This window comes from Streptomyces sp. NPDC030165, assembly GCF_055573595.1.
This window is the reverse complement of sequence record NZ_JBVIBD010000037.1, coordinates 20342-46385: the sequence shown is the minus strand read 5'-3', so window position 1 is coordinate 46385 and position 26044 is coordinate 20342. Positions and strand designations below refer to the sequence as shown.

General features: G+C 73.9%; 12 protein-coding genes. 4 read left to right on the top strand and 8 right to left on the bottom strand.

All coding sequences use genetic code 11. The features are described 5' to 3' along the window. Positions 1–31: 31 nt before the first annotated feature. Together ACZ4Z1_RS39310 and ACZ4Z1_RS39305 are read left to right on the top strand one after the other, a co-directional pair. Positions 32–376, top strand: coding sequence for a trypco2 family protein (locus tag ACZ4Z1_RS39310; RefSeq protein ID WP_468491491.1), 345 nt, complete (start codon positions 32–34; stop codon positions 374–376). 223 nt (positions 377–599) lie between these two features. Continuing rightward, the gene (locus tag ACZ4Z1_RS39305; protein WP_468491490.1) at positions 600–860 is read left to right on the top strand and encodes a hypothetical protein; all 261 of its coding nucleotides are present in this window, start codon (positions 600–602) and stop codon (positions 858–860) included. Positions 861–1054: 194 nt separating this feature from the next. Here ACZ4Z1_RS39305 and ACZ4Z1_RS39300 read toward each other — a convergent pair whose 3' ends face one another. The 4 genes from ACZ4Z1_RS39300 to ACZ4Z1_RS39285 all read right to left on the bottom strand — a co-directional run bounded on the left by ACZ4Z1_RS39300 (position 1055) and on the right by ACZ4Z1_RS39285 (position 11024). After that, entirely contained in the window at positions 1055–1879 is an 825-nt protein-coding gene (locus ACZ4Z1_RS39300) for a SigB/SigF/SigG family RNA polymerase sigma factor (protein ID WP_468491489.1), read from the bottom strand. A 446-nt stretch (positions 1880–2325) separates the two neighbouring features. Next, on the bottom strand, positions 2326–6564 hold the full coding sequence (locus tag ACZ4Z1_RS39295; RefSeq protein WP_468491488.1) for a hypothetical protein: 4239 nt from the start codon (positions 6562–6564) through the stop codon (positions 2326–2328). A 3-nt stretch (positions 6565–6567) separates the two neighbouring features. Then, positions 6568–10221 (bottom strand): hypothetical protein, encoded by a 3654-nt coding sequence (locus tag ACZ4Z1_RS39290; protein ID WP_468491487.1) that lies wholly within the window; start codon positions 10219–10221, stop codon positions 6568–6570. Between the two features lie 188 nt (positions 10222–10409). After that, positions 10410–11024, bottom strand: a complete 615-nt coding sequence (locus ACZ4Z1_RS39285) for a hypothetical protein (RefSeq protein ID WP_468491486.1) — start codon at positions 11022–11024, stop codon at positions 10410–10412. A 399-nt stretch (positions 11025–11423) separates the two neighbouring features. Between ACZ4Z1_RS39285 and ACZ4Z1_RS39280 the strand changes: the two genes are divergently transcribed. After that, positions 11424–12272 (top strand): hypothetical protein, encoded by an 849-nt coding sequence (locus ACZ4Z1_RS39280; protein WP_468491485.1) that lies wholly within the window; start codon positions 11424–11426, stop codon positions 12270–12272. A 449-nt stretch (positions 12273–12721) separates the two neighbouring features. Here ACZ4Z1_RS39280 and ACZ4Z1_RS39275 read toward each other — a convergent pair whose 3' ends face one another. The 3 genes from ACZ4Z1_RS39275 to ACZ4Z1_RS39265 all read right to left on the bottom strand — a co-directional run bounded on the left by ACZ4Z1_RS39275 (position 12722) and on the right by ACZ4Z1_RS39265 (position 18345). Next, the gene (locus tag ACZ4Z1_RS39275; protein WP_468491484.1) at positions 12722–16465 is read right to left on the bottom strand and encodes an nSTAND1 domain-containing NTPase; all 3744 of its coding nucleotides are present in this window, start codon (positions 16463–16465) and stop codon (positions 12722–12724) included. A 412-nt stretch (positions 16466–16877) separates the two neighbouring features. Then, positions 16878–17501, bottom strand: coding sequence for a hypothetical protein (locus tag ACZ4Z1_RS39270; protein ID WP_468491483.1), 624 nt, complete (start codon positions 17499–17501; stop codon positions 16878–16880). Positions 17502–17655: 154 nt separating this feature from the next. After that, the gene (locus tag ACZ4Z1_RS39265; RefSeq protein WP_468491501.1) at positions 17656–18345 is read right to left on the bottom strand and encodes a formylglycine-generating enzyme family protein; all 690 of its coding nucleotides are present in this window, start codon (positions 18343–18345) and stop codon (positions 17656–17658) included. Positions 18346–18591: 246 nt separating this feature from the next. Here ACZ4Z1_RS39265 and ACZ4Z1_RS39260 point away from each other — a divergent pair, with 246 nt between their 5' ends. Beyond that, complete coding sequence (locus ACZ4Z1_RS39260; protein WP_468491482.1) at positions 18592–23091, top strand: cation-translocating P-type ATPase; 4500 nt, start codon at positions 18592–18594, stop codon at positions 23089–23091. Positions 23092–23181: 90 nt separating this feature from the next. Here the strand turns inward: ACZ4Z1_RS39260 and ACZ4Z1_RS39255 are convergent, their stop codons facing one another. Then, positions 23182–25494: an NHL repeat-containing protein gene (locus ACZ4Z1_RS39255; RefSeq protein ID WP_468491481.1), complete on the bottom strand. Its 2313-nt coding sequence runs from the start codon at positions 25492–25494 to the stop codon at positions 23182–23184. Positions 25495–26044: the final 550 nt, after the last annotated feature.

Sequence of the window (26044 nt, the reverse complement as noted above, 5' to 3'; positions counted from 1 at the left end):
CGCTCCCCGCCGTGTGACGAAAGGGCCAGCGATGGGCGGGATCGGCGGGCCGGGCGGCCCGGGCGGGGACGAGGGCGCGGAGACCGCCGGGCTGGCCGACGTCATCGGCCGTATCCGCGAGGAGCTGGAAACGGCGCAGCGCGAGGGCGAGCGCAGCAGGCTCCGGTTCCTGGTGGACCGCGTCAATGTGGAGTTCGCCGTGCAGGTCCGCCGCGAGGGTTCCGGCAGGGGCGGCCTGCGGATCGGTGTGGTCACCGCGGAGGCGGGCGGGGCGCTGTCCCGCGAGAGCACCCACCGCATCGAGATCGAACTCAAGCCGCACGACCGGGACGCCCCTCCCGAAGGACCGGGCATCAGCGTGGGCGGGCCTTCGTAACGGTGGCCCTCGTAGCGATGGCCTTCGTAGCGGCGGCCTCCGCCGGGGCGGCCCTCAGGGACAGCCGGCCGGTACAGGCGGCCCGGCGCGCGGGCAGCAGGCCGGACCGTCACCGTACGCAACCATGACCCCGCCCGCGCAACCCGTTCGCCAGCCTCCGCGTGCGACGCGTTCCGAGCCGGGTGAGAGTCGTCTCAAACATTCCCCTCCCTGAGGAGAGACCATGCGTCGCACCGCGATAACCGCCGTCGGCATCATCGCCGCCGGGTTCCTCGCCGCCACCCCCGCAGCAGCCGCCACCGCCGGCGGCGGGGGCAAGCACCTGCACCACCGCACCGCCAGTCACCACCACGCCGCCTACGCGGAGGGGGTGAACGCCGGCGGGCCGGACGGCGTCACCGTCGGTGAGACCGGCGTCGCCTCGCACTCGAAGGTCAGCGACCTGGAGAAGCACAAGCACTTCTACCACCGCTGGGTGCGCTGACCGCTCGCCGCCCGGCCCCACCACGCTTCCCGGCCGCACCGGCCCCGCAGCCCTCCGTCGCCTGCCCGGCACGGAGGGCTGCGCCGTACCCGGGCGTACCGGCGCCGGCATCGCCCGCCTCCGCGCCGTGGGCGGTGCCCAGGCGGCCGAGGACGTTCCCGCCGGGTGCCGCGCGAGCCGTTTCGTCCCGGTCTTCAGGCGGCGGACCGGCACTCCTGCTCCGTGTTCCGGTCGACCTCGGCCCGCACCCGGGCCAGGGCCCGGCTGATCAGCCGCGAGACGTGCATCTGGGACAGGCCCAGTTCGGCGGCGATGGCGCTCTGTGTCATGTCCTTGAAGAACCGCAGGTAGAGGATGCGGCGTTCGCGTTCGGGCAGCCGGGCCAGGGCGGGCTTGACCGCTTCGCGGTCCTCGATGAGCCCGAAGCGGCCGTCGGCCGAGCCGAGGGTGTCCAGGAGCGTGTAGTCGTCGTTGTCACCGCTGCGGTCCAGGGCCACGTCCAGCGACAGGGAGCGGTAGGTCTCCAGCGCCTCCAGCCCGAGCACCACGTCGTCCTCCGGCAGCCGGGCGTGCTCGGCGATCTGCGCCACGGTCGGCGACCGGCCGTCCAGGGTGGTGCTCAGCTCCCGTACGGCCTTGCGGACCTTGTTGCGCAGTTCCTGGGTGCGCCGGGGCACGTGCACGTCCCAGGTGTGGTCACGGAAGTGCCGCTTGAGCTCGCCCGTGATGGTGGGTATGGCGAACTGTTCGAAGGCGTCGGCCCGCTCGGGGTCGAAGCGGTCGACCGCCTTGACCAGGCCGAGGGCGGCAACCTGCTTGAGGTCGTCGAGCTGCTCCCCGCGCTCCCGCAGCCGTACGGCCTGGCGGTGCGCCAGCGGCAGCCACGCGGTGATCACACGCTGGCGCAGCCGCTCCTTCCTGGGCCCGTCCGGCAGCGTGACCAGCAGCCGGAGTTCCTCGGTCGTGTCGGGGTCGTCGTGACGGCGCCCGTGGCGGCGCGCGATCATGGTGGTGGCCATCGCCGGCTCTCCTTAGACGCTGGTGGGCGGTTCGCAGGCATGTGAGTGGCCACTCACCGGAAGACGGCAGACTGGCCCCTCTGGGACGGGGTGCCTGCGGTTCCGAAGCACTGACGGTCTTGTGTCCCGGCATCCGCGGCTCACACTCCGAGAGCCGAAGTTTTTCTGGGCAGGGTTTCGCAGCGGGTGACATGATCCGGATCAGTCGGTGGACCGTGTGTCCGCACCGGTCGCCTGCGGGGAGACCCCTTCGTGTCCCCGGGCCCGGCAGATGGGCGGGTGATCCGGTCCAGCCGTGGTACGGAAGACCGTCACGTGGCCGGTACCTCCACCGTCGGCCCTTCATCCTTACGCCGGCGATCGCGCCCCGGACTCCTGAGGGAACCAGGCCCGCCCCGCCCGGACGCGGCCCCCCACACCACGATCGCCCGGCACCGCCCCATCCCCTACTCCTCCAACTCCAGCACCACCCGCCCGAACACCGTCGTCGTCAGCCCGAAGAAGTCCGCGTGGACGAGCCGCTGGGACACCGGGCGGGTGATGCCGTGGGCGGTGAGGGTGCCGGTGGCTGTGGTGCGGTCGGTGAAGCAGGTTTCGGACTCCTCGATGAGGAGGCGGTGGAGGCTGGGGGAAGGGAACCGGCCGGGGGGCGGGGTCAGTTCGCCGGACCAGACGAAGCCGTCGCCGCTGGGGGTGCAGGTCAGTTCGGCCGTGGCGGCGGTCGCCGTCCAGTCCAGCTCGTCCGCGGAGCGGGCGCGCTGCTGCACGGTCGCGGTGACGCGGCGGCTCGCCGCCATCCCCTCGCGTCCCGGGCCCGCGAACTCGCCCGTGTCGTTGGCGGCGGCCGGGCCGCTCAGTTCCAGGCGGATCCGGCCGTCGGCCGTCATCGCGGCGGTGACCGTGCGGTCGGGCGGCAGCTGGACGAAGTCCCCGGTGACCACCTTGGACAGGTGGAGGGGGTCGACGGCGTACGGCTGGTAGCGGGCGAACGCGGGCCGCAGGTGGGGGAAGTAGGCGGGGCTGTCGGCCAGGTCGCCGAGGTCCACGTCGATGTCGCAGGCCCAGAGCCCCAGTTGCTCGTCGTACACCGGCGCGTACGCGGCCACCGACACCTTCGCGGGCGTGCCGCCGACGGTCTCCGTCAGGAGCCGGTCGGTGGCGGTCACGGCGGCGTTCGGGAAGTTGGCGGGGCGCAGGCGCGGCAGGACGGAGTCGTCCGCCCATACGGGGTCGATGCCGCAGCGGGTGACGAGTTCGGCCGGGAGCCTGCTGCCGGGGTCGAGGACGACGGCGAGGAGTTCGTCGTCGCCGGAGGAGAACCAGGGGCGGCGGAGGTAGGCGCGTACGCCCGCGCTCCGGCGGGTCCTGGTCACCCGGTGCGCGTCGGTGTCCACCGTGCGTTCCCAGGTGAAGGTGGGAACGGTGTGGCTCACGTCGGGCGGCTCGGGGCGGCGGCCGGCCGGCACCGGCCAGCCCCGCCCGGAGGGGCCGGGGGCGGCGGGGCCCCGGCTGGTGATCAGTTCGAGCCGGTCGGTGATCGCCGGGTGGAAGTACTCGCGGAAGCGGGTGGTGGCGGTCGGTGTGTAGGTGATGTTGCGGTGGCGGGTGTCGCGGAACTCGTGCCGTACGTCGCCGAAGGGCAGGGTGTTCCGGTAGGGGCCGGTGGTGAGGTCGCCCACGTGGTCGTAGCCGGTCACGCGGCGGGGCGCGGGCTCCTTGACGTCGTCGAGCCACTCCTCCCAGGTCGCGTCGAGGTCGATACGGCCGCTGCTCTTCGCGTGCAGGGAGAGCGTGCCGGAGACCAGCGCGAAGGTCTCCCCGGCCGTACGGCCGAACCGGAGATCGGCCAGGGACGGCGGCGCGAGGGGCTTCTCGACGGCGTGGACGAGGGTGAGTTCCGTCCACGGGGTGATCATCCAGTTCTCGCCGGCCGCCGACGCCGCCGTGAGGTCCCGCTGCTGGTCCGAGGTCAGGCGCAGCGCGTCGTTCCACAGGGGGGAGGCGGTCAGCAGCCGCCAGACGCGGAAGAGCGGCAGGTCCTCCTCCGCGATGCGGCAGCTCATACGGACGGTCACGACCTCCGCCTTCGGTACGTACACGGTCAGGACGCCACCGGACGGCGGGTCCGGCGGGCGGTCCCCCTCCACGATCCGCAGCCGCAGCGGCCGCGCCTGGGGCCAGGTGCCGGTGAAGTCGTAGGTGCGGTGGGGTTCGTCGCCGGTACCCGGCAGTCCGCGCAGTGCGATGCCGCGCGCGGGGACGTCGGGCAGGTACGGCAGCAGGAGCTGAGCGGCGTCGTGGACCACGTACTCGCCCGTGTGCAGACCGTCGCCGCGCGCCACGGGCAGTTCGGTCAGGGGTGAGGTGTCGTGCGGGCTGTGCTTGGCCACGTGAATCTCCTCGGCGGCCTTCAGGTCGCGGGTGACGCGTGGGTCTTCGGGGAGGCTGACCACCGTGTCGAGGTAGCTGCCCGCCTCGCGGGACGCGGCCGCGAAGTACTGGCGGCGCAGTGCTTCCGGCTTGCCGGGCCCGAAGACGGCGTCGTACACGCCGTGCTGTTCGGCCATTTGGAGCGCGCTCTTGGGCGGGCTGAGGTGCCGTTCGTCGAAGGCACGGTAGCGGCGGTCGAGGCCGTCCGCCGGCGACCTCTTCTCGTGGTCGGGGACCTGCGGGTTGCGCAGGCCGGCCCACTCTCCGGGCGACAACGGCCGTCCGGAGCCGTCGACGGTGCTGCGGATGACCAGGTGCGGTTCCGACTCGCCTTCCAGGAACGGCCACCTCGGCACGATCACGGGCGGTGGTACGGGCTCCCAGCGGGCATAGGTGACCGGTTCGGTGGCGGTGCCCTCCACGGCGGGCGCGCCGGGGCCGAGGCTGTTGCCCGCGAGGTCGACCAGGCGGGCGCGCATCCGGTACGTACGGCCGTAGCGCAGGGCGGGCAGCGTGCCGGGGGTGGGGCGGAACGTGGCGGCGAGCGGGAAGCGGTCGCAGACCTCGGGGTCGGGCACCCGCGGCCGGTCGTCGGCGCCGAGGGTCCGGCCGGGCGGCGGGGCGGCCAGGCTCCAGCCGTGCCAGCCGAACAGCGCCTGGTGGACGTAGAGCTGGTGGTCGGCGGCGCGGTCGCGGGTGACGGCGGACGCCTTGACGTGACCCTCGTCGGGTGCGGCGGCGACCGGTACGGCCGGTACGCCGGGCCGCCTGATCGCGTACTCCCCCGTCCGCGCGCACAGCGGGTGCCAGGCGGTGACGCGCCCGGTCCGCTCGTCCGCCACGCCGACGTCGACGCGCAGGCCGCGTACGAGGTGCGCGGCGTCCAGGACCGCGGCGGCGACGGGCTGTCCGTCGGGGCCGACGCCTGCCGTGTGCCGGGCGTCGGCCTCCATCTGGTCGGCCAGCGTCCGGTCGCGGTCGTCGTGGACGACGGTCAGGCCCGCTCCGTGCAGGGCCGGTACGGCGGTGGGGTCGGCGGCGACGGCCTCGCCCGGCTGCTGCGTGCCGCTCAGGTACTGGTCGATGACGCGGGAGAACTCCACGAACTTCATCGCGGCGCCGTCGAGGTCCAGGTCGGTGGTGTGCACCTCGTCGGCGCCCAGCTTGAGCATCCGGTGGCCGTGGAAACCGTCGTCGGCGGCGTACGGTTCGAAGCGGCGGCCCGGGACGTGGCGCAGCGCCGTCCAGGGGCGCAGGGCGGCGTCGGTGTTCAGGTGCGCCTGGGCGGCCGTGAAGGCCACCCGGGCCTGCCAGCGGTCGGCGAGACCGGCCGGGGGTGTGACGAGCAGGTCGAGGGCGAGGCCGAAGCGGCGCAGGAGTTCGGGGTAGTCGGCGAGGAGGGCGCACGCGGTGTGGAAGTCGAAGTCCGGGCGCTGCGGGGGCGGTTCGGCCTCGGGGGCGGCCGGGGACGGTACGGCCGCGGAGGCCGCCGGGCGTGCGGTCCGGTCGTAGAACCGGTACATCTCCGCGAGTCCGAGCAGTGCGCTGTCCTGCGTGTAGTCGCGCGCGGCACGGTCCATGTGCCGGGGGCGGTAGGGGTTCGGGTCGGCGGTGGCGCCCTGCCGCCCGGCGGGCGGGGCGCCGATGAGATCGTCGAGCCGGGGATAGCTGGTGCCGACCTGGCCGGAGAAGGCCCGGATGGTGCGGGTCAGTACACCGGTGAGGTCGCTGCCCTCGGGGTGGTCCCAGTCGGCGGCCGGCCCGGTCGTCTCCCGTGGGCGCGCCGCCGCGAGGTTCAGCTCGCTGCCGCCGGCCGGCGGGTTGGCCCGGCGGTCCGCCGTCGCGCTCACCGCCGCCTCGTACAGCGCCGTGACCTGGTCGTGCACCGTCCCGGCGGGGAACGACCGCAGCACCGGGAGCTGTTCCGCCGTGGCGGCGAAGGCGCCGGTGGGCGCGTGGACCACCGTCTCGGGCTTGAACAGCTCGGTCCACAGCGCGCTGTCGGCCGGCGGGAAGCGTCCGGTCTGGGCCGTGACGGGGACGAGGACGCCCGGCCCGGTGGCGCCGGGCGCCCGGAACTCGGCCTGGAGCGCGGGCGCGTACGTCCGCAGGGTCTGCGGCCAGTCCCGGAAGCCGCGGAAGGCGTCGAGGCGGGTGCCGCCGGTGAGGCGGGGGCTGACCAGCACGGTCAGCCGGAGCGTGCCGTCGGGTGCCAAGCCGTCGGGCAGTACGGTCCACCGGATCGTCTCGGGCATGGCTCAGCTCACTTCCGCGAAGGCGGTGCAGTACTCGGTGACGGGGTCGCGCCGGGCGCCGGTGGCCGGGTCGGTGTAGGGCGCCATCATCTCGGCGAAGGTGGGCGGCCGGGGCGGCTCCTCGGCCGCCGGGCCGAGCGGGGCGGGGGCGGGCCCGCTGCCCACGAACCGCTTCTCGCACTCGATGGTGACCGACTGCGACCAGAAGCCGATGTGCACGCTGACGGAGATCCTGGCCCGTCCGTAGACCGTGCCGGTCGCGGTGTCGAAGGTGAGGTCGAGGTAGATCTCGATGGAGGCGGAGACGATGCCGAGGACGTCGACCTCGCCGCGGGCGCGGAAGTAGCCGGTCAGCCGGGACTCGCCGGTCTGCAGTTCCAGGCGGAAGTAGATGCCCGCCATGACGGACAGGCTGCCGCTGGCCACCCCGAAGTCGAGGGAGACGGCCGCGCCGAATTCCAGGGCCGCCTCCAGGACGGCCACCCGCTGGGGCGTCAGGACGATGCCGAAGAAGCCGCCGCCGCCGAGCAGCGAGACGGTGAGCCGGAACGGCGCCTGCCGGCTGCAGAAGGAGAAGCCGATCTCCAGTGACCTGCCGATGAAGGGCAGATCGAGGTAGGCGTCCAGGCGCAGGTTCTCCAGGCTGAACACGCCGATGGCCAGGTTCGGCAGCGGCAGCCCGTACCGGGCGACGATGCCGGAGGGCGTGACCTGGATGCCCGGCGGGTCGCTGAAACCGTCCACCGGGATGAGTTTGCGCAGCGTCTGGACGAAGGAGAGCGGGCCGATGAAGTCGACGCTCTTGAGGACGACGTCGATGTCGGGTTTGCGTCCGGCGCGTGCGACGAAGCGGACGTGCCGGAAGCTCAGCCGTAGCGCGTTGAACTTCGGTACGAGGATGAGGGAGAAGTTCTCCAGGCTGCAGCTGACGTCGGCGCCGACGCTGAGGTCCCCGCGCAGGGAGCCGCGCAGGTCGACCACGAGGGACAGCCGTCCGTCGGCATCCGGCAGGAAGACCGGGGAGCCGCCCAGGAGGACCGGCTGGATGTCCGGGTTCCACTCCAGGCGCGCGTTGACGGTCTCGGGCAGCCGGAAGCCGTTGGCGGCCCGCTGTACGGCGTCGCGCAGCGCGACGACCTCGCCAGCGGCCCTGGTCCAGGTGGCGATCTGCTGCTGGACGCGGGTGAGCAGGGTCCGTACGCCCGGATCGGTGCCGGCGGGCAGAAGGTTCAGCAGATTGGTCAGCGCGGCCGCGAAGGCGGCGAAGGCGTCGTCGACCTGCCGCATCGTGACCGGGCCGGTGCGGCCGGCGAGCCCCTGGGCCACGAAGTCGCCGACGACGGTGACGAACTTCTCCGCCGTGTCGGCGACCTGGCGGGCGGCGGGCGGGTAGCGGTCGGGTGCGTGGGTGAGCAGCTGCCGGGCGCGGCCGAGGTCGGAGAGGAAGCCGGTGACCGCGCTGACGGTCTCGGTGAAGAAGTTGGGTACCTTCAGGGCCTTGCCCAGCCCGTCCACACCGGCGATCACCTCGGCCAGCGGCACCACGCCCAGCAGGCTCGGGCCGACCGCGTCGAGGGCGCCCAGCGGGCGGAAGAACTCCTCGGGCCGGAACGTGCCGTTCGCGATGAGGTCGAGCGGGTCCTGCCCGCCGACCGGCGGGACGCCGGAGACCGGGCCGGTCAGGCGGGACAGACCGGACACGATCATGCTGGGCGCGGTGAGGCCGCCGGACCGGTCGCGCTGCCTGCCGAAATCCATCCGCAGCGGCTGGTCGGCGGGGGTGAGCAGGTTGAGGAAGACCTGCCCCGCGTTGGCCTTGCGTACCGGGCCGCCGACGGTGTCGAAGCCGGACAGGGCGTACCGCTTCGCATAGGCGACGGGGACGGTGGCATCCGTGCCGCTGAGCCGGCCGACGGCGGGCACGGCGGCCTGGGCCCAGCGCAGCTGCGGCAGGAACTGGGCGTTCTTCGACACGGCCGGGTCGCCCGGCGCCGGGTCGGCCAGCGCGGGCGGTGCCGCCATGCCCCACACCATCCGGGTCACGTCGAGCCGGGTGTCGTCGGGCCGGAGGGCGGGCGCGAGCGCCACCGACTGGCCGAGGAGGTCGGCGCTGGCCTCGGGCGGGTGCTCCACCGCGACGGCGCCGGCGGACGCCGTGGGATTCGGCGGGTTGCGGTCCAGGGCGTTGTACTCGGCGACGGCCGCGGCGAGTCCGGCGCCGGAGGCCAGCGTCTCATCGAGGAAGAGCAGCGGCGTACGGAACTCCACCGTGTTCCCGCCGTGGTCGACCGCGGTGACCTTGAAGTGGAACGGCTGCTCCGCGGGGGTCCCGGGAAAGAACTTCCGCCGGTCGGCGGGCGGCTGGAGGTTCGGCGTCTGCACGGTGTCGAGCCGTACGCTGGTGAAGGGGAAGAGAACGTTGGCCAGGTCGCTCGCCGGGTCCGGCCCGGCGGGCAGCGCGGTCTTCGGGTCGTACGTCCGCAGCGGCTGCCGTACCAGGACGAACTCCCGCTGGATCAGGTACGCGGCCCGGGAGTCGTCGAACTTGCGCTCGGTGACGCGGACGTACACCGCCTTGTGCCCGAAGGGACACAGGAATCCCTCGCGCATCACCCGGACGTAGTGGTCGCGGCCCATGGCGGCGCGGTGGCGCCATTCGGAGAGCGAGACGCCGCGCGGCCGCTGCGGCCAGGTACCGAGGCCGTCCAGCCAGCCGCCGGCCGTCGAGAGCATCAGCAGCCGAACGGCGACGGGCTGCGGGACGTACGGTGTGCCGTCGGGCTTCAGGAGTCCCGCGCCGGTGGTGAGGTCGACGATGTCCCGCCGGTCGTCCGGCTCCAGCGCCTGCCGGAACGCGTACGGCGCGCCGGGGTCGCCGCCGCGTTCGCGGTTCCAGACCGCGCGGACCGTTGCCGCGTCGAGCCGGGTGTGCCAGAGCGCGACGCGGGCGCCGGGTTCGGGTGACGCGATCCGGCCCGGGTGGATCCACCTCCCCTTCTGCGAGGGGGACAGGTGGAGCCGGTAGGGCAGTTCGACGCCGGTACGGGGGCGGGCGGGGTCGGCGAGCGGATCCTGCGGACCGGCGGCCGCGGCCGGCACTGCGGCTTCCGCCTCTGCCGCCCCTTCCACCACCGCTCCCGCCGCTTCGGCGAGGGCACGCGAGGTCTCCGGGCCGAAGCGGGCGGTGAGTTCGGTCGTCTTCCGCAGCAGCCGCACCAGTGCCATGGCGCGGGCCGCGGCGTCCTGGCCGTCCGGTGCCGCGGGCGGCGGGCGGAGTGCCGGTGCCGCGGGTGGTGTGTCCGGTTCGCGTGCCGCGTCCACGACGCGCAGCGGGAGCCTGCGCATGGCGTCGAGCAGCCCGTCCTCGGTGAACGGCACCGCGTCCCGCGGGCCCACCTCGAAGACGAGGACGCTGCGGCCGCTGATCAGGGAGCCCACCGGCAGGTCGCGGGACTCCCCCGGCACCTCGTCGCTGAACGCCTGCTCCACCGTGTGCTGCGGTCCGAAGGTGACGGTGATCCAGCCGTCCGCCTGCGCGTCCGCGCATACCAGCCGTCTGTCCCCGCCGTTCCCTTCGACGGTCAGCCCGGCGAAGCCGAACGACAGGTCCAGCAGGTCGGTGCCGCGCAGCAGCCGCAGCGCTGCCGGAGTACTCATGACGCCCCCTAGCCGTGCGCACCGGCCGGGCCTCCCGTCCTCGTGCGCAGCCCGCCTACCTCCTATCTCCAACGGCGCCCGCGCACCAGACGGTGTGCAGCGCTCCGCCAGGGCTAACTTTGTTCGGGGTCGTGCCCGGGGCCCTTCGAAGTCCGCCAGAGGCTTCGCGGCCGTCGTCCATGTGCTGGTCAGTGGCCGCGGCGGCGCTTGGCTGCGTTCTTCGCGTCGCGCACGTACTTCACGGTGAGGTCGTCACCCAGCTCGGCGATACGGGCCGTCGTCCAGCCGTACGGCTCCTCGGTCAGCGCGAGCACCGCATCCTGGAGGAACGGCAACGCGGTCTTCCTGCGGGCCGTGGCTGCGGACACCGTGGCGGCCAGCCCCGGCAGCCGCCCGGCGGCGTCCTCGATGTGCGGCACGCCGGCCTCCTCCGCGGCCGCGCACCGCTCCTCGGCGGTCATGCGCCCGTCGTCGGTGGTGAGGGAAGCCGACTTCTTGTCACCGTGCAGTGCCGCGCGTCGCATCTCGACGTACGCGTTCGGAAGGATGCCCAGCACCCGGTTGAGACCGCGGGTCCCGTCGTAGAACCACAGGCTGAGAGCGCACTGGTTGCGCTCGTCGACGTGCGCGGCGATCTCAAGGTCGGCCTGCTGGACGATCTCCCACGCCCGCTTGAACCGGTCGTCGGAACGGGCGAGGGTGCCCAGCTCCTCCTTGACCTCGCTCACGGCATTGGCGCGGATCTTCCCGTGGTCGGGGATCTCAAGGGTGTGGTGCGGGGCACGCTGGTGCGCGGCGGGCATGACTGGCCTCCGTTGGGTTGCGGCACCGCGCGATACGAATGCCGTGCGAAGGCTGGGGCAACCCCATGCCGAACGAACACCAGAAAATAGCACAGCACTGGGCATGGGTGGGCTTCGCAGACGGCCGGCGGCGCCGTTGAGAACGCTGCGGCCGAAATCTTCGAGTCGGGCGCGTCCGTACCCCTCCGATGGCCCCATCCACGCGCCCTGCCCGCGCAGACCCGGGCCCTGCGCGTCAGCCTGGAGGCACCCCCTCGTTCAGCTCCCGCGCGCGTCGAGGGCAGGTGTGGCGCCGGGCAGGGCGGCCCGACCGGGAGTGGGGCAAGTGACGTCCCTGCGATGCCGTGGAGTGCCGGTGGGGCCGCCGCTTCCCGGCACATCACAAGGAAGGCATGGACCATGACGGACACCCCGAAGTTCCTCGAAGAGGTGGGCGAGCAGCCTCCCGGTGTCGAGGAGGACCACAGCAAGCCGTATACCGGACGGAACGCGGAGGCGGCACAACCCACGACCGCGTTGTCCGACCGGGCCCCCGACGACCTCCCACCGATCGACCTCCCACCCCCGGTGGCGGGACAGAACCTGGAGCTGTGGAAGCTCGCCGCCGGACAACAGGGCCGGGGCCAGTTCTGCCGAGAGATCGCTATCTGGAACGCCTTGGACGAACCCTTGGCCCGAACCGGACACGGCAAGATCAACGGATGGGGCAAGTGGCCCAACGAAACGAGCGCACCGAAGCGGGAGGGCTGCCCACCCGAAGTGATCCAACCACACAGCGGCACCGCGATCGTCCTCCTCTCCGTCGACCTGTCGTCCGGGGTGGACGGATGGGTTCGATACGAGAACAAGGGCCGCACCGAAACGCTCCTGGTCCGCATGACGAGCTGGTACAGCTGGACGAATGGCACGGGCGCCTCCCGGTGGTACGTCGAGTACAAGGGCTCCGGCAAACTCGCCATGCTGGACCTCCAGGACAGATACCAGGAACTCTCCAGCGGATCGGAAAAGTGGCTCTACTCCTGGCAGGAGCCCCGCTGGGGCGCGGAAAAGAGCACAGACCCGGTGCTCTTCGTGGTCAACGTCGACGCCATCGGCGAGGTCAGCATCGGCACCGAACCCACCTTCGACGAGCACTGCAGTGAGTACAGACGTCAGTTCAAACAGGGCCTGCGCTCGGAACACTGGTTCTCCGGACAGGTCGGCGCGAAACTCGGCGCCTTTCTCGGCTACTGGATCCGCGGCTGCTAGAACGGCGCCGACCTCACGGCCCGCGCACCGTGAGATCACCGAGCTGTACGCAGAACCGAGGCCGGGGCCTCGCCTGGTCCGCGCCGCGCCGGCGGTGAAGAATCTCGCGGTCGCCGTGAACCCGAGCCGACGGGAGCAGCCGCAGGTGGCTGGTGGCCCGGTTCGAGGCCGCGAGGAACGCCGCGTACACGCCCAGGCCCGGCGCCCGAGGGTGATGGTGGGGCCGGCGACGCCGTACCGCCGCGTGCTATTTGTTGGAGGCGTAGCCGATCGCGAACCAGATGCCGGCCTCCACCGTCCAGGTGCCGATCGTCCAGCGGCCGAAGTCGACGAACCCGTCAGGTGAGCGCTTCACCGGCCCCCCGCAACTACCGGCCCTTCCTCCCCCTCGCCGCCGCCCTGTGCTGCTACAGACGCCTCGTCCGCCTCACCACGTAGGACACACGGTCTCAAGAGCCCCCGCACGCCCTGCGCGGCGCCTCGTCCGGCAGATACGTGGCGTGCTCGGCGGGCGTCAGCTCGCGGTTCACGGCGCGGCAGATCTTCCTGATCGACTCGGCGGGTCCGGGCAGGTCCACCTCCCGCAGGCGGACCACCCCGTCGCTGCTGCCGCTGGCCAGGGAGCGGCCGTCGGGGCTGAACGCCACCGAGCGGACGAGGCCGGTCTGGCCCGCGTAGGTGGCGCGGGAGTGGCCGGTGGCCACGTCCCACAGCCGTACGGTGCCGGTGTCGCGCCCGCTGGCGGCCAGGGTCCGGCCGTCGGGGGTGAAGGCCACCGCGCCGAGCGTGCCGATGGTGTGCCCGGCGATGGTGGTCCTGACCGTGCCGGTGGCCGTGTCCCACAGCCGTACCGATCCGTCGGCGCCGCCGCCGGCCAGGGTGCGGCCGTCCGGGCTGAACGCGACCGCCCCGGCGCCGCCGCGGGGGCCGGTGAGGACGGTCCGGGTCCGGCCGGCGGCCACGTCCCAGAGCCGTACGGGCCCGTGCGGCCTGCCGTCGGCCAGGGTCCGGCCGTCCCGGCTGAAGGCGACCGAGGTGGCCGGGCCGGTACCGGAGGCGGAGAGGGTGCGGGTCCGGTGGGTGACGGTGTCCCACAGCACCAGCGCTCCGGAGCCGCTGGTACCGGCCAGGGTGCGGCCGTCCGGGCTGAAGGCGACCGCTTCGCCCGTCAACTGCCGGAGGGTGGCGCGGAGTCTGCCGGTGGCCACGTCCCAGACGCGCAGGCCGGCGCGTCTGCTGCTGGTGGCGAGGATACGGCCGTCGGGGCTGAAGGCCACCGCGCGCACGCGCTCGCGCCGGCCGCCGTCGGCGGGCCCGCCGAGGAGCCGGCTGCCGCGCGTGGCCAGGTCCCAGACGCGTACGGTGCCGTCGTCGCTGCCGCTGGCCAGCGTGCGGCCGCCCCGCCCGTACGCAACCGTGCCCACCGGCCCGGAGTGGCCGTCCAGGGTGGTGAGCACGTCGCCGAGGGCGGTGTTCCACAGCCGGACCGTGCCGTCGTCGCTGCCGCTGGCCATCGTGTGCCCGTCCGGGCTGAACGCCACCGAGCTGACGCGGCGCGCGTGTCCGGGGAGGGTGCCGAGGATCGCGCCGGTGGCCACGTCCCACAGCCGTACGGTGCCGTCGTCGCTGCCGCCGCCCAGGATGCGTCCTGAGGGGGCGAACGCCATCGCGATCACGTACCCGGCGGGTCCGGCGAGGGTGGTACGAGCCGTGCCCGCGGTCACGTCCCACAGCCGGATCGAGGCGTCGTTGCTGCCGTAGACGGCCAGGGTGCGGCCGTCCGGGCCGAACGCCACCGCCCGGCTGCTGCCGGCGGGCCGGACGAGCCGGGCTTCGGCGGTGCCGGTGGCCGCGTTCCACAGGCGCACGGTCCCGTCGAGGCTGCCGGTGGCCACCGAGCGTCCGTCGGGGGCGAAGGCCGCCGAGACGACCTTCCCGGTGTGCCCACGCAGTGTCGCGGAGAGCACGCCGGTGGCCGCGTTCCACAGGCGTACCGTGCCGTCGGTGCCGCCGGTGGCCAGGGTGCGGCCGTCCCGGCTGAAGGCCGTGGCCGCCACCGGGCCGCCGTGCCCGCCGAACGTCGCGCGCGTGCGGCCGGTGGCCGCGTCCCACAGCCGCCAGCTTCCGGTGCGGGTGCTGCCGGCCAGCGTGCGCCCGTCGGCGCTGAAGGACAGGGAGACGAGGGTGTCAGCGGGCGCGGCGAGGGTGGCGCGGGCCGTGCCGGTGGACACGTTCCACAGGCGTACGGTGTTGTCGTGTCCGCCGCTGGTGGCGAGGGTGCGCCCGTCGGGGCTGAACGCGACCGCCCGCACTCCGCCGGTGTGCGCGGTGATCCGCAGCCGCAGCGGTATGTCCACCGCGCTGAACAGACCCGCGACGGCTTCCGTGGTGGGGGCGGTCCGGTAGGCGTGTACCGCCAGGAGGGAGGCCAGGTCCGGCCGGTCCTCCAGGAGGGCGGACGACTGGGCGGCGAGCTGCCGCGACAGGGAGACCCGCTGGGCGGCGAGCGCCGCGTCGCGCCGCTGTTCGCTGGTGCGGAACTGGTCCCAGGCGATCAGCCCCGCCGCCAGGGCGAGGGCGAGGAGGACGGACAGGGTGGCGGCGAACTGGCGCAGGCGGCGGGTGGTACGGGCGGCCGCGCGCCGCTCGCGGCCGCGCGCGGCGGCGCTGGCGGTGAGGAAGGCGCGTTCCAGCGGGGTGAGTTCGTCGGGGACGTCGGCAGGCGCCGGGGACGGACCGGCCTCCTCCGGGGGGAACGCCTCCTCGGCGGCGTCCAGGCGGGTGCCGCGGTACAACGCCCCGGGGTCGCGGTCGAGTTCGTCCCACAGTCCGGCCGCCTCCGTCAGCCGGCGGTGCACGATCAGGCGTCCGCGGTTCTCCTCGATCCAGCCGCGCAGCCGGGGCCAGGACGTGATCAGTGCTTCGTGGGCCAGGTCCACGGTGTCCTGGTCCATCGTGATCAGCCGGGCCCTGGCCAGCTGTTCGACGACCTGAGCGGCGGCCGGGTCACCGGCGTCCAGCTCTCCCCTGGCCGCGGGCCGGCGGGTGTCCGGGGTCCCTTCGCCCGGGGTGATCAGGCGCAGCAGCATCCGGCGGGCCGTCCCGGCCTGCTGCGGCGAGAGCCGTCCGTACAGGTGCTCGGCGGTCTGGGCGACCGCGCCGTGGACGCCACCCGCCGCCTCGTACGCCTGAAGTGTCAGGGTACGGCCGCGGCGGCGCCGCCAGGTCTCCAGCAGGACGTGCGAGAGCAGGGGCAGGCTGCCGGGTTCCTCGGCCATCTCCTCGACGAGGCGGGCGGTGAGCGTCCGTTCCACGATCAGCCCCTCGGCGGCCGCGGGCTTGACGATCGCCTCCCGCAGTTCCTGCGGTGACATCGGGCCGATGGGCAGGCTCGACTCCCGGATCACGTCGGCGAGTTCCCGGTGGGCCAGGCACCTGCCGTAGAAGTCCGCCCGTACGCCCAGCACCACCCGCAGCCGGCTCGCGGGGTCGTGGGCCGTCAGGACGCGGCGGATGAAGGCGTTCCGTTCGTCGGGGTCGGCGCAGAGGGTGAAGACCTCCTCGAACTGGTCCACCACCAGCCACGTGTCCCCCCGTGGCCCGGCCGGGGCGAACACCTGCCCGGCGTCGCGCTCGGGGTGGGCGCCGGGGGTGAGGATGCGGATCGCGGCGGGCGGGGGAAGGCGCAGCGGCGGGTCGGCGGCAGGCTGCCGCAGACGGGCGATGAGTCCGGCGCGCAGCAGGGAGGACTTGCCGCTGCCGGACGGGCCGAACACCGTGACGACCCGGCGTTCGCCCACCCGCCGCAGCAGTTCCTCGGTGAGCCGGCGGCGGCCGAAGTAGCGTGCGTGGTCGTCCGGTTCGAAGCGGGCCAGGCCGCGGTAGGGCGCGACGGCTCCGTTCTCGTCCGCTTCCAGGACGCGGGCGGCGTCCTCCCGTACGGCTTCGTGCCAGCGCCGCTGCCAGTGCCCCGCGTCCCCGCCGCACGCCGCCACGTACGCCAGGGTCACCGGGAGGGACGGCAGTTTCTCGCCCGCCGCCGCCTGGGAGAGTACGGCGGCCGAGTAGTCCGCCCGTTCCGCCATGGCCCGGTAGGTCGGGCTGCCCGCCTCCAGGCGCAGCTTGCGCAGTTCGTATGCGAACCGCTGTACCGGGCCCGCACCGGGGTCCACAGGTTTTTCGCGACGCCCCATGCGGCCCCCCGCCGTGCTGACCGGGCAAACGGCCACGGTACGGAGCGCGGCGGGGGCGCCGCAAGAACGGTTCCGGCCGTGCGCGCCATTGATTGCGCGCACGGAAACGGGCTGCCAATCAATGGGCGGCGCGGTGAAGTGGGCAGTACCTGCGCCGTCCTGTGGTGTCGCGTCTTCGGCACCGACGGGGACAGCGCCGGCGTACGACCGCACGCGGTGCGGCCGGCGGGTGGACGGGCATCCTCACGGGGGTGGGATGCCCGGCACCTCCGAGCGCCCCACCGGGCCCGCGGCGTGCCGGAACACGACCGTCCTGAACGGCCCGTCCGTCCGCGGCCGATCGACTGACGGAGACGCCAGGAACTCGACCTCACTTCAGGTCAAGGACGGGCGCCCTGGCACGCCTCCCGGGTCACGTCAGCCGCATCCCGTTGGCCGTGACGACCGCGTCGTAGGTGCCCTTCAGGCCGCCCTCACCCACGTAGCACCGGAATCCGCTGGGCTTGTCGATCGGCACCAGCTGCACCGCGGGGGCCTTGTCGCAGCGCAGCGACCTGGCCGCCTTGCCCCCGTACACCCCGTACTGCTTCCACGCCCGGGCCCGCATCCCTTCGGCGGTCAGCACGCCGCCCTTGGTCGGGGTGGCCGTGTACTGCATCAGGATGTAGCCGCCCTTGGTCTCGACGCGGAAGGGCACGTCGACGCCCATGTACTTCACGGTGCAGGTGAAGGTCTGGGGCTTGTCGCCGACCTCTTCGGTGTCGCAGGTGCTGCTGGTCGGCTTGGGGACCGCGCCGCCCATGGAGAGCACCCGGCTCTCCAGGTCGTACTTGATCTGTTCCAGCGCCGGCGCCTCCTTGCCGGGCGCGGGGTGCTCGGGCGCGACCTTCTCGGGCGCCGGTGCCGTCGGGCTCGGGACCGGTGTGCCCTTGGTGAGGGCCGGGTCCTCGGACGACCCGCAGGCACTGGCCGCCGAGACCATCAGGGCCACCGTCGCCGCCGTCGCCGCCGTACGTATCCACTTCTTGCGCTGCACTGCTGTTTCCCCGTCTCCCCGTTGCACGCGGGCCGGCCTGCGCCGACCTGCGCACGTTGTTCCTGGACCGCCCGATCCTAGGACGCGCGCGGCGAAGCGGAGGAAGCGGGTACGGATGGGGGCGGGGCGCGGGCAGCGGCCGGCCCGGCCTGGCTCAGCCCGACCGGGCCAGCCGGAATCCCAGGTCGTCGATGCGCAGGGCCGGGTGGCTCTTGCGGCGGCACGACGCACGGCAGCCACGGGGCGGGTCCTGCCAGCCGCCGCCGCGGAAGGTGCGGTACGGGCCGTAGACCCGGGGGTCGTAGATGTCCCAGCACCACTCCCACACGTTGCCGATCATGTCGTGCAGGCCCCAGGCGTTCGGTGTCCTGGTCGCCACGTCGTGCACCCGGCCGCCGGAGTTGTCCTGGTACCAGGCGATCTCGTCCAGGTCCCCGTAGCGGACGCCGGTGGAACCGGCCCGGCACGCGTACTCCCATTCCGCCTCGGTCGGGAGGCGGTAGCCGTCTGCCGACCAGTCGCAGACCACGTCCTGGGCGTCGGGGCCGTCGCCCGTCGCGTAGCAGGGCCGGAGTCCCGATGCCCGCGAGAGCCGGTTGCAGAACCGTACGGCGTCCGTCCAGGAGACGTCGGTCACCGGCGTACGGGCTTCCGCCGGTCCCGCGGCGGGCACCTCGCCGAGCACGGCGGTGTACAGCTCGCGGGTCACCGGCCAGGGCGCCAGCCGGAAGGCCGCGACCTCGGCCCGCCGGCTGGTCTTCGCGGCCTCGTCCCGCAGGACGACCTCGCCCGCCGGTATCGCGGTCAAGGGCCCGGGGACGGCCGTCGCCTGCCGCTGTGTCATTCCAGGGTTCGTCACGGGGCTCTTTCTACCGGAGCGGCAGCGGGTGCCGGTGCCGCTCCTCCGGCGGATCCGTACGGGCGTACGGGCCGTGCCGTACAGCCGACACGTGATGTTCACGAACCACCGCCTCCGGCCCTACCGCCGGCACACGGCGGGAGGACCAGGTGTAGCCCGACGGCGAGAGGGTTACCCATTCGGGGATCCCTGTGCGATCCGCCGGGGGAACCCTGTGAGGTGAGGCCTCCGATGTCGCTGTTGTCAGGGGTGCCCGGGCTGTCGGGACTGTCGGGGCTGCGCGTGCCGAGGCCGCCGCTGCCGGTGCCCGGCCCGGTCGTGGAGGGTGTGCGGGCGGGCGCCCGAGGAGCCTTGGAACTGGCCTGGCAACTGGCGGGGGTACCGAAGCGGGCGGTGTGGTCGCGGCCGGGGCGCTGCTACATCGCGGTGCACGGGGTGCAGACGGCGGACGGCGAACGGGTCGCGCGGCGGGTGGAGCGCGTGCTGGAGCGGCAGCCGGGGGTGGAGTGGGCGCGGGTGAACGGGCCGTCCGGGCGAGTGGTGGTGGCGCTGGGGCCCGGGGCGCCGCGGCAGTCGGAGCTGGTCGCTCTGGTGACGGAGGCCGAGGCAGGCCGTACGGGTGCGGACACCGCAGCGGACTCGGAATGTGCGGAGCACGGTGAGTGGTGCCAGGAACCGCACCACCCGTGTGAAGGCCCGCGGACCCGGCAGTCCATGACGGGCCTGGCCGCCGACGCGGTCGGACTGGGCATCGCCACCCTGACGCGTCTCGCTCCCTGGACCCCTTTGCCCGCCGAGCTGGGATCGCTGGCGGGGCTGTTCCAGCACCATCCCCGGCTGCGTGCGTGGGTGGCGCGGGGCCTGGCGGGTCCGGACCAGGCCGAGTCGCTGCTGCCGGCGGTCAGCGCGCTGGCGCAGGGCGTGGCCACACGGGGCGGGGGGCTGGTGCTGGACGTGGTGCAGCGGGTCGCCCAGTGGCGGGAGGCCGACGCGTACCGGAAGGCGTGGGAAACGGTGGAGCCGCGGATGGTGCGCGGCCCGCAGGACGCCGCCGCCGAGCCGATCGTGGTCGAGCGGCCGGTACCGGCGCCGAAGGACTCGGTGGACCGGTACACCGAAAGGTCCTCGCTCGTGGCGCTGGCGGCCGGGGTGGCGGCCGTGCCGTTCGCCGGGCCGCGCCGCGGGCTGGCCGTCGCGCTGGCCGGGGTGCCGAAGGCGCCGGAGGCCGGGCGGGAGGGGTTCGCGACGAACCTGGGCCGGTTCCTGGCGCTGCGCGGTGTGGTGGCCATGGACCGGGGCGTGCTGCGCCGGCTCGGGCAGGTGGACTGCGTGGTGCTGGACGAGGCGGCGCTGCGCGCCGACCGCTACGACTTGGCCGACCTGGAACTGCTGGACGACGCGGACGCGGACGCGGCCACCGGCCACCTCTTCGAACTGTTCGACGCCGACGATCCGCTGGAGATACGGCGGACCGCGGACGGCTGGGTCCTCGGCCCGCTGGCGGATCCGCCCTCCCCTCAGGACGGCGGTGCCGCGGCGGAAGCCGCCGTACGGCGCTTGCGGCAGAAGAAGTGCGACCACCTGCTGGGTCTGGCCCAGGACGGCCGGCTGCGGGCCGTGGCGGGGCTGGTGGCGCAGACGGCGCCGGGCGCCCAGGCCGTGGCGGCGGCCGCGCGCCGCGCCGGGGCCCGGATCGTGCTGGCCTCCGACCGGCCGGACCCCGAGTGCGGTTACGCGGACGCCGTGATGCCCGGCGGCAAGCGCCTCGTCGCGTCCGTACGTGAACTCCAGGGCAACGGCGCGGTGGTGCTGCTCGTCTCGGGCAACCGCCGGGCCCTGGGCACGTCCGACTGCGGCATCGGGGTGCACCGCAAGGGCAAGGCGCCCGCCTGGGGCGCGCACCTGCTGGTCGGCGGCGACCTGAGCGCAGCCGGGCTGATCGTGGACGCGGTGGCCGTGGCGGCACAGGTGGACCGGGAGGCCGCGATGCTGGCGGCGGGCGGCAGCGGCGTGGGGGCCGTGGCCGCCGTACAGGCCCGCCCGTCCCTCGCCACCCGGCGCGCCTCGGCAGCCGGGAACACCGCCGGGTCCGCCGCCTTCTGCCTCGGTGCCTGGCGCGCCCGGCAGTTGCTGAACCGTCCGCCGGTGCCGCCCGCGCAGAGCACGCCCTGGCATCTGATGCCCGCTGCCCGGGTCCTGGAGCGCCTGGCGGCGACGCCCGAAGGACTGGCGTCCCGCGAGGCGGAGGCCCGGTCCTCGCCCGCCGACCGCGCGGACGGCCCGCGGCACACCGGCCTCGGCGCCGCGTTCGTCGAGGAGCTGGCCAACCCGCTCACGCCCGTTCTGGCGGCGGGCGCCGCGCTGTCCGCCGCCGTCGGCTCACGGACCGACGCCGCGCTCGTGGCCGCCATCACCGGCACGTCCGCGCTGGTCGGCGGCGTCCAGCGGGTGCGTACGGAGAAGGCGCTGGCCGAACTGTTCCGGCGCTCCGCGATCAGCGCCCGGGTGCGGCGGGACGGCGGCGAACAGCAGGTCACCGCCGGTGAACTCGTCCCCGGGGACATCGTCGTGCTGGGCACCGAGGACGTGGTGCCGGCCGACTGCCGCCTCCTGGAGGCCGAGGGCCTGGAGCTGGACGAGTCCTCGCTGACCGGGGAGTCCCTGCCGGTGTCCAAGGACCCGGCGCCGGTGGTGGCGGCGCAGCTCGCGGAGCGGCGTTCGATGCTGTACGAGGGGACGACGGTGGCCGCGGGCCGGGCCACGGCCGTGGTCGTCGCCACGGGCGCGGCCACGGAGGTCGGGCGCAGCCTGGCCACCGCCCGGCAGGCGGCGCCCACGGCGGGCGTGGAGAAGCGGCTGGCCTCGCTGACCAAGGCGAGCCTGCCGATCGCGCTCGGTTCGGCCGCCGCCGTGGCCGGGGCCGGTGTGCTGCACGGCCGGCGTCTGCACCACACGCTGGCCTCGGCGGTGAACCTGGCGGTCGCCTCGGTCCCCGAGGGCCTGCCGTTTTTGGTCAGCGCGGCCCAACTGGCCGCGGCCCGCCGCCTCGCCGAGCACGGCGCGCTGGTCCGCAACCCCCGTACGATCGAGGCACTCGGCCGCGCCGACGTGCTGTGCTTCGACAAGACCGGCACCCTCACCGAAGGCACGCTGGAGCTGGCGGAGGTCAGCGACGGCGAACGGGCGCTGCCCGTGGGCCGGCTGGACGACGTCCGCCGGACGGTCCTCGCCGCGGCCCTGCGTGCCACCCCGTCGGCGCACTCCCCCGAGCCGATGGCCCACCACACCGACCGGGCGGTGGTGGCCGGGGCCCGCCGCCAGCACGTCACGGTACGCGGCGGCGCCCCGCGCTGGCGGCGCGCCGACGACCTGCCGTTCGAGCCGTCCCGCGCCTACCACGCCACCGCCGGGCACGCCTCGCGCGGCGCGCTGCTCAGCGTGAAGGGCGCGCCCGAGAACGTCCTGGCCCGCTGCACCCGACGCCGTACCGACGGTACGGCCACCCGCCCGCTCGACGACGCGGAACGCGCCCGCCTGACCGCGTCCGCCGAGGAGCTGGCCGGCGCCGGCCGCCGGGTGCTGGCGGTGGCCGAACGCCCGATGCAGCACGGTGAGCAGCTCACCGATGAGGCCGTGGACGGGCTGGTCCTCCTCGGCTTCCTCACCCTGTCCGACCCGGTACGGGCCGGAGCGCTGCCCGCCACCGAGCAGCTGCGCGAGGCCGGGGTGCAGATCGTCATGCTCACCGGTGACCACCCCGCCACCGCCGACGCGATCGCCTCCACCATCAGCCAGGGCGCCTCCCAGCACGTGTGCAACGCGGCGGACCTGGACGAGCTGGACGACGACGCGCTGGACGAACTGCTGCCCCGGGTCGACGTGATCGCCCGGTGCAGCCCGCACCACAAGGTCCGCATCGTGCAGGCGTACCAGCGCATCGGCCGGGTCGTGGCGATGACGGGCGACGGCGCCAACGACGCCCCCGCCATCCGGCTCGCCGACATCGGCATCGCGCTGGGCCGCCGGGGCACCCCGGCGGCCACCGCCGCCGCCGACCTCGTCGTCAGCGACGACCGGCTGGAGACGATCATCGCCGCGCTGATGGAGGGCCGGGCGATGTGGACCTCGGTCCGCGCCGCGCTGTCCATCCTCATCGGCGGCAACCTCGGCGAGATCGGCTTCAGCGTGCTCGCCGCCGCCCTGACCGGCCACTCGCCGCTGACCGCCCGGCAGATCATGCTGGTCAACCTGCTCACCGACCTGGCACCGGCGCTGGCCATCGCGGTCCGCGAGCCGCCCGGCGACGGCGGTGAACACCTGCTGCGGGAGGGCCCGGACCGCTCCCTGGGCACCGCGCTCACCCACGAGTTGCTGCTGCGCGGCTTCACCACGACCCTCGGTGCGACGCTGGCCTGGGGCGCGGCCCGGCTCACCGGCCGGCGCCGCCGCGCGGGCACCGTCGCGCTGGCCGCGGTGGTCGGCACCCAGCTCGCCCAGACGGTGCTCACCGGCGGGCCGGACCGCAGGGTGCTGCTCGCGGGCGTGGGGTCCGCCGCGGTGCTGGCGGCGGTCATCCAGACGCCGGGCGTCAGCCGGTTCTTCGGCTGTACGCCGATGGGCCCGGTGGCCTGGGGCATCGCGCTGGGAGCGATCGCCACGGCCACGCTGGCGAGCGTGGTGCTGGGTCCCGTCGTCCGGCGGCTCCCGGCCTCGCGGCCGGTGACGGGCTGAACTCCCGTACACGGCCCGGCTGCCGGGTCCGGGCGGGCGGCTGCCGCGTACCACCCGCCCGGGCCCCGGGTCATGCCCTCCGCGTCACGGTCACTGCACGCGCGCGGCCAGCGGAACCGGCTCGTGGCGGCCCAGCACGTACTGGCCGTCACCGGACTCGGTCCCGGACGGTGTGCCGGGCAGAGCCCGGATGCCGATGGTGTAGATCACCGAGATGCGGTCCCGGGCCGAGGTGTTGACGTGCGGGTTGCCGCGCACCGACAGGATCTTGCCGTCGGCCTCCAGCCGGCTGTCGAGGTTCCCGGTGACGGGCGGCTTGGTGTGGTAATAGCCGTACGAGGCGGCGCCGGTGAAGACGAAGCCGGTGGGCGCGATGAACTGCTGGCCGACCGTGCCCGGGTCGACCGGCCGGCCGTCCGGCGCGGAGATCTCCACGTTGAAGGTGCCGGTCCGGCCGGGCGCGAGCCGCGGCACCGACTCCTGGCGCACGGTGAGCCGCCGCTCGTCGCCGTCCTCCCCGGCCGCTTCCGTGACCCGGCCGGAGAGCTGGACGGGCGCGTGCTTGCCGATGACGGCGACCCCGTCGGTGTACAGGCCGGGCCGGGCACCGGACTCGGCCTGCAGCGGGAGCGAGTAGACCAGCGAACCGCTGTCGCTGAGAGTGGTGTTGAGGTGCGGGTCGGACTCCACGGTCAGCGTCCGGCCGCCGTCCGCGACCTGGTACGGGAGGTCCCCGGTCAGCACGCCGGCCGGGGTGTCGTAGTAGCCGTACACCGGCTGGCCGCTGAAGACGAAGCCGGTGGGCGCGTGGAACCGCTGGCGTACGACGCCGGGGCTGACCGAGGTCCCGCCGGGCGCGGTCAGCCGCAGGTTGAGCCGGGTGCGCCCGCCCGGGGGCACCTGCGGCACGCTCTCCTGGACGATGGCCAGTCGCGTCTCGTCCCCGGCCGAGCTGTCGGTGACGGTGATCAGCAGGGTCTGGACGTTGTCCTTCAGGTTCAGCTCGCCGCCGTACTGGACCTCCAGGGTGGCCTCGTACGTCGTGGCCGCCGCCGTGGGGAGCGCGGTGACCTGGAACACGCCGTCGAAGGAGCCTTGCTGCGGCGCCAGTTGCTGCCCGGTGAACGTGCGTGAACCGCGCTGCCCGCTGAACTCGGGGCCGCCCTCGAACGCGTCGGGCAGGGTCAGGACGACGGTGACGGCCTGGCCGTCGACCGTCGCCGGGCCCCGGTTCCTGATCCGGCCGCCGAGGTGGAACGGGATCCGGCGCCGCACGGTGGCCGGGGCCACGACCTCGCTGTACAGATCGGCGCCCGGTGGCACGGGCGGTACGACGCTCGCCACGCCCGCGACCTTGCGCACCCGGTGGTTGAACTCGTCGGCGATGTACAGGTTGCCCTGGTCGTCCACCGCCACGCCCCAGGGCTGGTACAGCTTGGTGGCGACGGCCGGGCCGCCGTCGGAGACGTACCCGGCATAGCCGTTGCCCGCCACGGTGGTGATGATGCCGCGGGCGTCCACCTTGCGGACGCGCTCGTTGTCGTCGTCGACGATGTAGAGGTTGCCGCCGCTGTCCACGGTCACGTCCCGGACCTGGCGGAGCCGGGCGGTGACGGCCGGGCCGCCGTCACCGGTGTAGTCGGAGTTGCCGTCGCCCGCGACGGTGGTGATGTTGCCGTCCCGGCCGACCTTGCGGACCCGGTGGTTGTTGTCGTCGGCGATGTAGACGACGCCGGACGCGTCCACGGCCACGCCGCGCGGGGCGTTGAGCCGCGTCGCGGTGGCGGGGCCGCCGTCGGACACGTAGCCCCACTGGCCGTTGCCCGCGACCGTGGTGATGATGCCACGGGTGTCCACCTTGCGGACGCGGTGGTTGTCGGTGTCCGCGATGTACACGTTCCCCTCGCGGTCGACCGTCAGTCCCCAGGGCTGGTTCAGGGGCGTGGCGGTGGCGGGGCCGCCGTCGGACACATAGCCCCACTGGCCGTTGCCCGCGACCGTGGTGATGATGCCGCGGGTGTCCACCTTGCGGACGCGGTGGTTGGAGGTATCCGCGATGTACACGTTCCCCGCGCCGTCGACCGCCACGCCCGAAGGGTTGTACAGCTTGGTGGCGGTGGCCGGACCGCCGTCGGAGACGTAGCCCGCCTGGCCGTTGCCCGCGACCGTGGTGATGATGCCGTTGGTGTCGACCTTGCGGATGCGGTGGTTGTACGTGTCGGCGATGTACAGGTTCCCGGCCTTGTCCACGGCCACCGACCGGGGGTCGTAGAGCCAGGTCGAGACCGCGGGACCGCCGTCCGACTGGTACCCGGAGTGGCCGTCGCCGGCCACCGTGACGATGTAGCCGTCCGGGATGGCGGACTGCGTGCGTGCGCTGAACTCCTGCGTCTGTGCCGTCACTGCAGCGGCTCCTGAGTCGGAGGGTCGATGACGAAAGCCCCCGCGCGCAGCCGTCCCGCATTACGGGGAGGGGAGAAGTCCCTCTCTTTTCTGGGACGCGGACGGAGCGACGGCGGGCGATACCGGCCGGAAGGAATTACGGAATTGCACCATGGCGCGCACTGCCGGAATGTTGAAACGGCCACCGGTTTTCCGCACCGGGCCCGTAAGACGTTCTCCCCATAGCGCTCTCCGGCAGCGTGAACGGGAATCCACCAGCCTGCCGACGACGCTAACTCCGCCCTCCCTGAAGGGGCAACGGCCCCGGTCCTGGCGGGTGGCTCGATCAGGCCACCAGCGCCTTGTCCGCGCTCCAAGTCTCCTGGTGGTCTCGCGCCGTCCGCACGTCCGTTCCCGCGCCGGACGGCGTGAAATCACCGACCGGCATCATTTTCCCGGCTCATCGGGGTCTGGTCCGCGATCGCATTCTGGGTGACAGTGGTCCACGTCCGATCTCCTGCCCCCGGCCCGCCGCGTCGCCCCGCGACCGGAATTCCACTTTCCGTCTGGA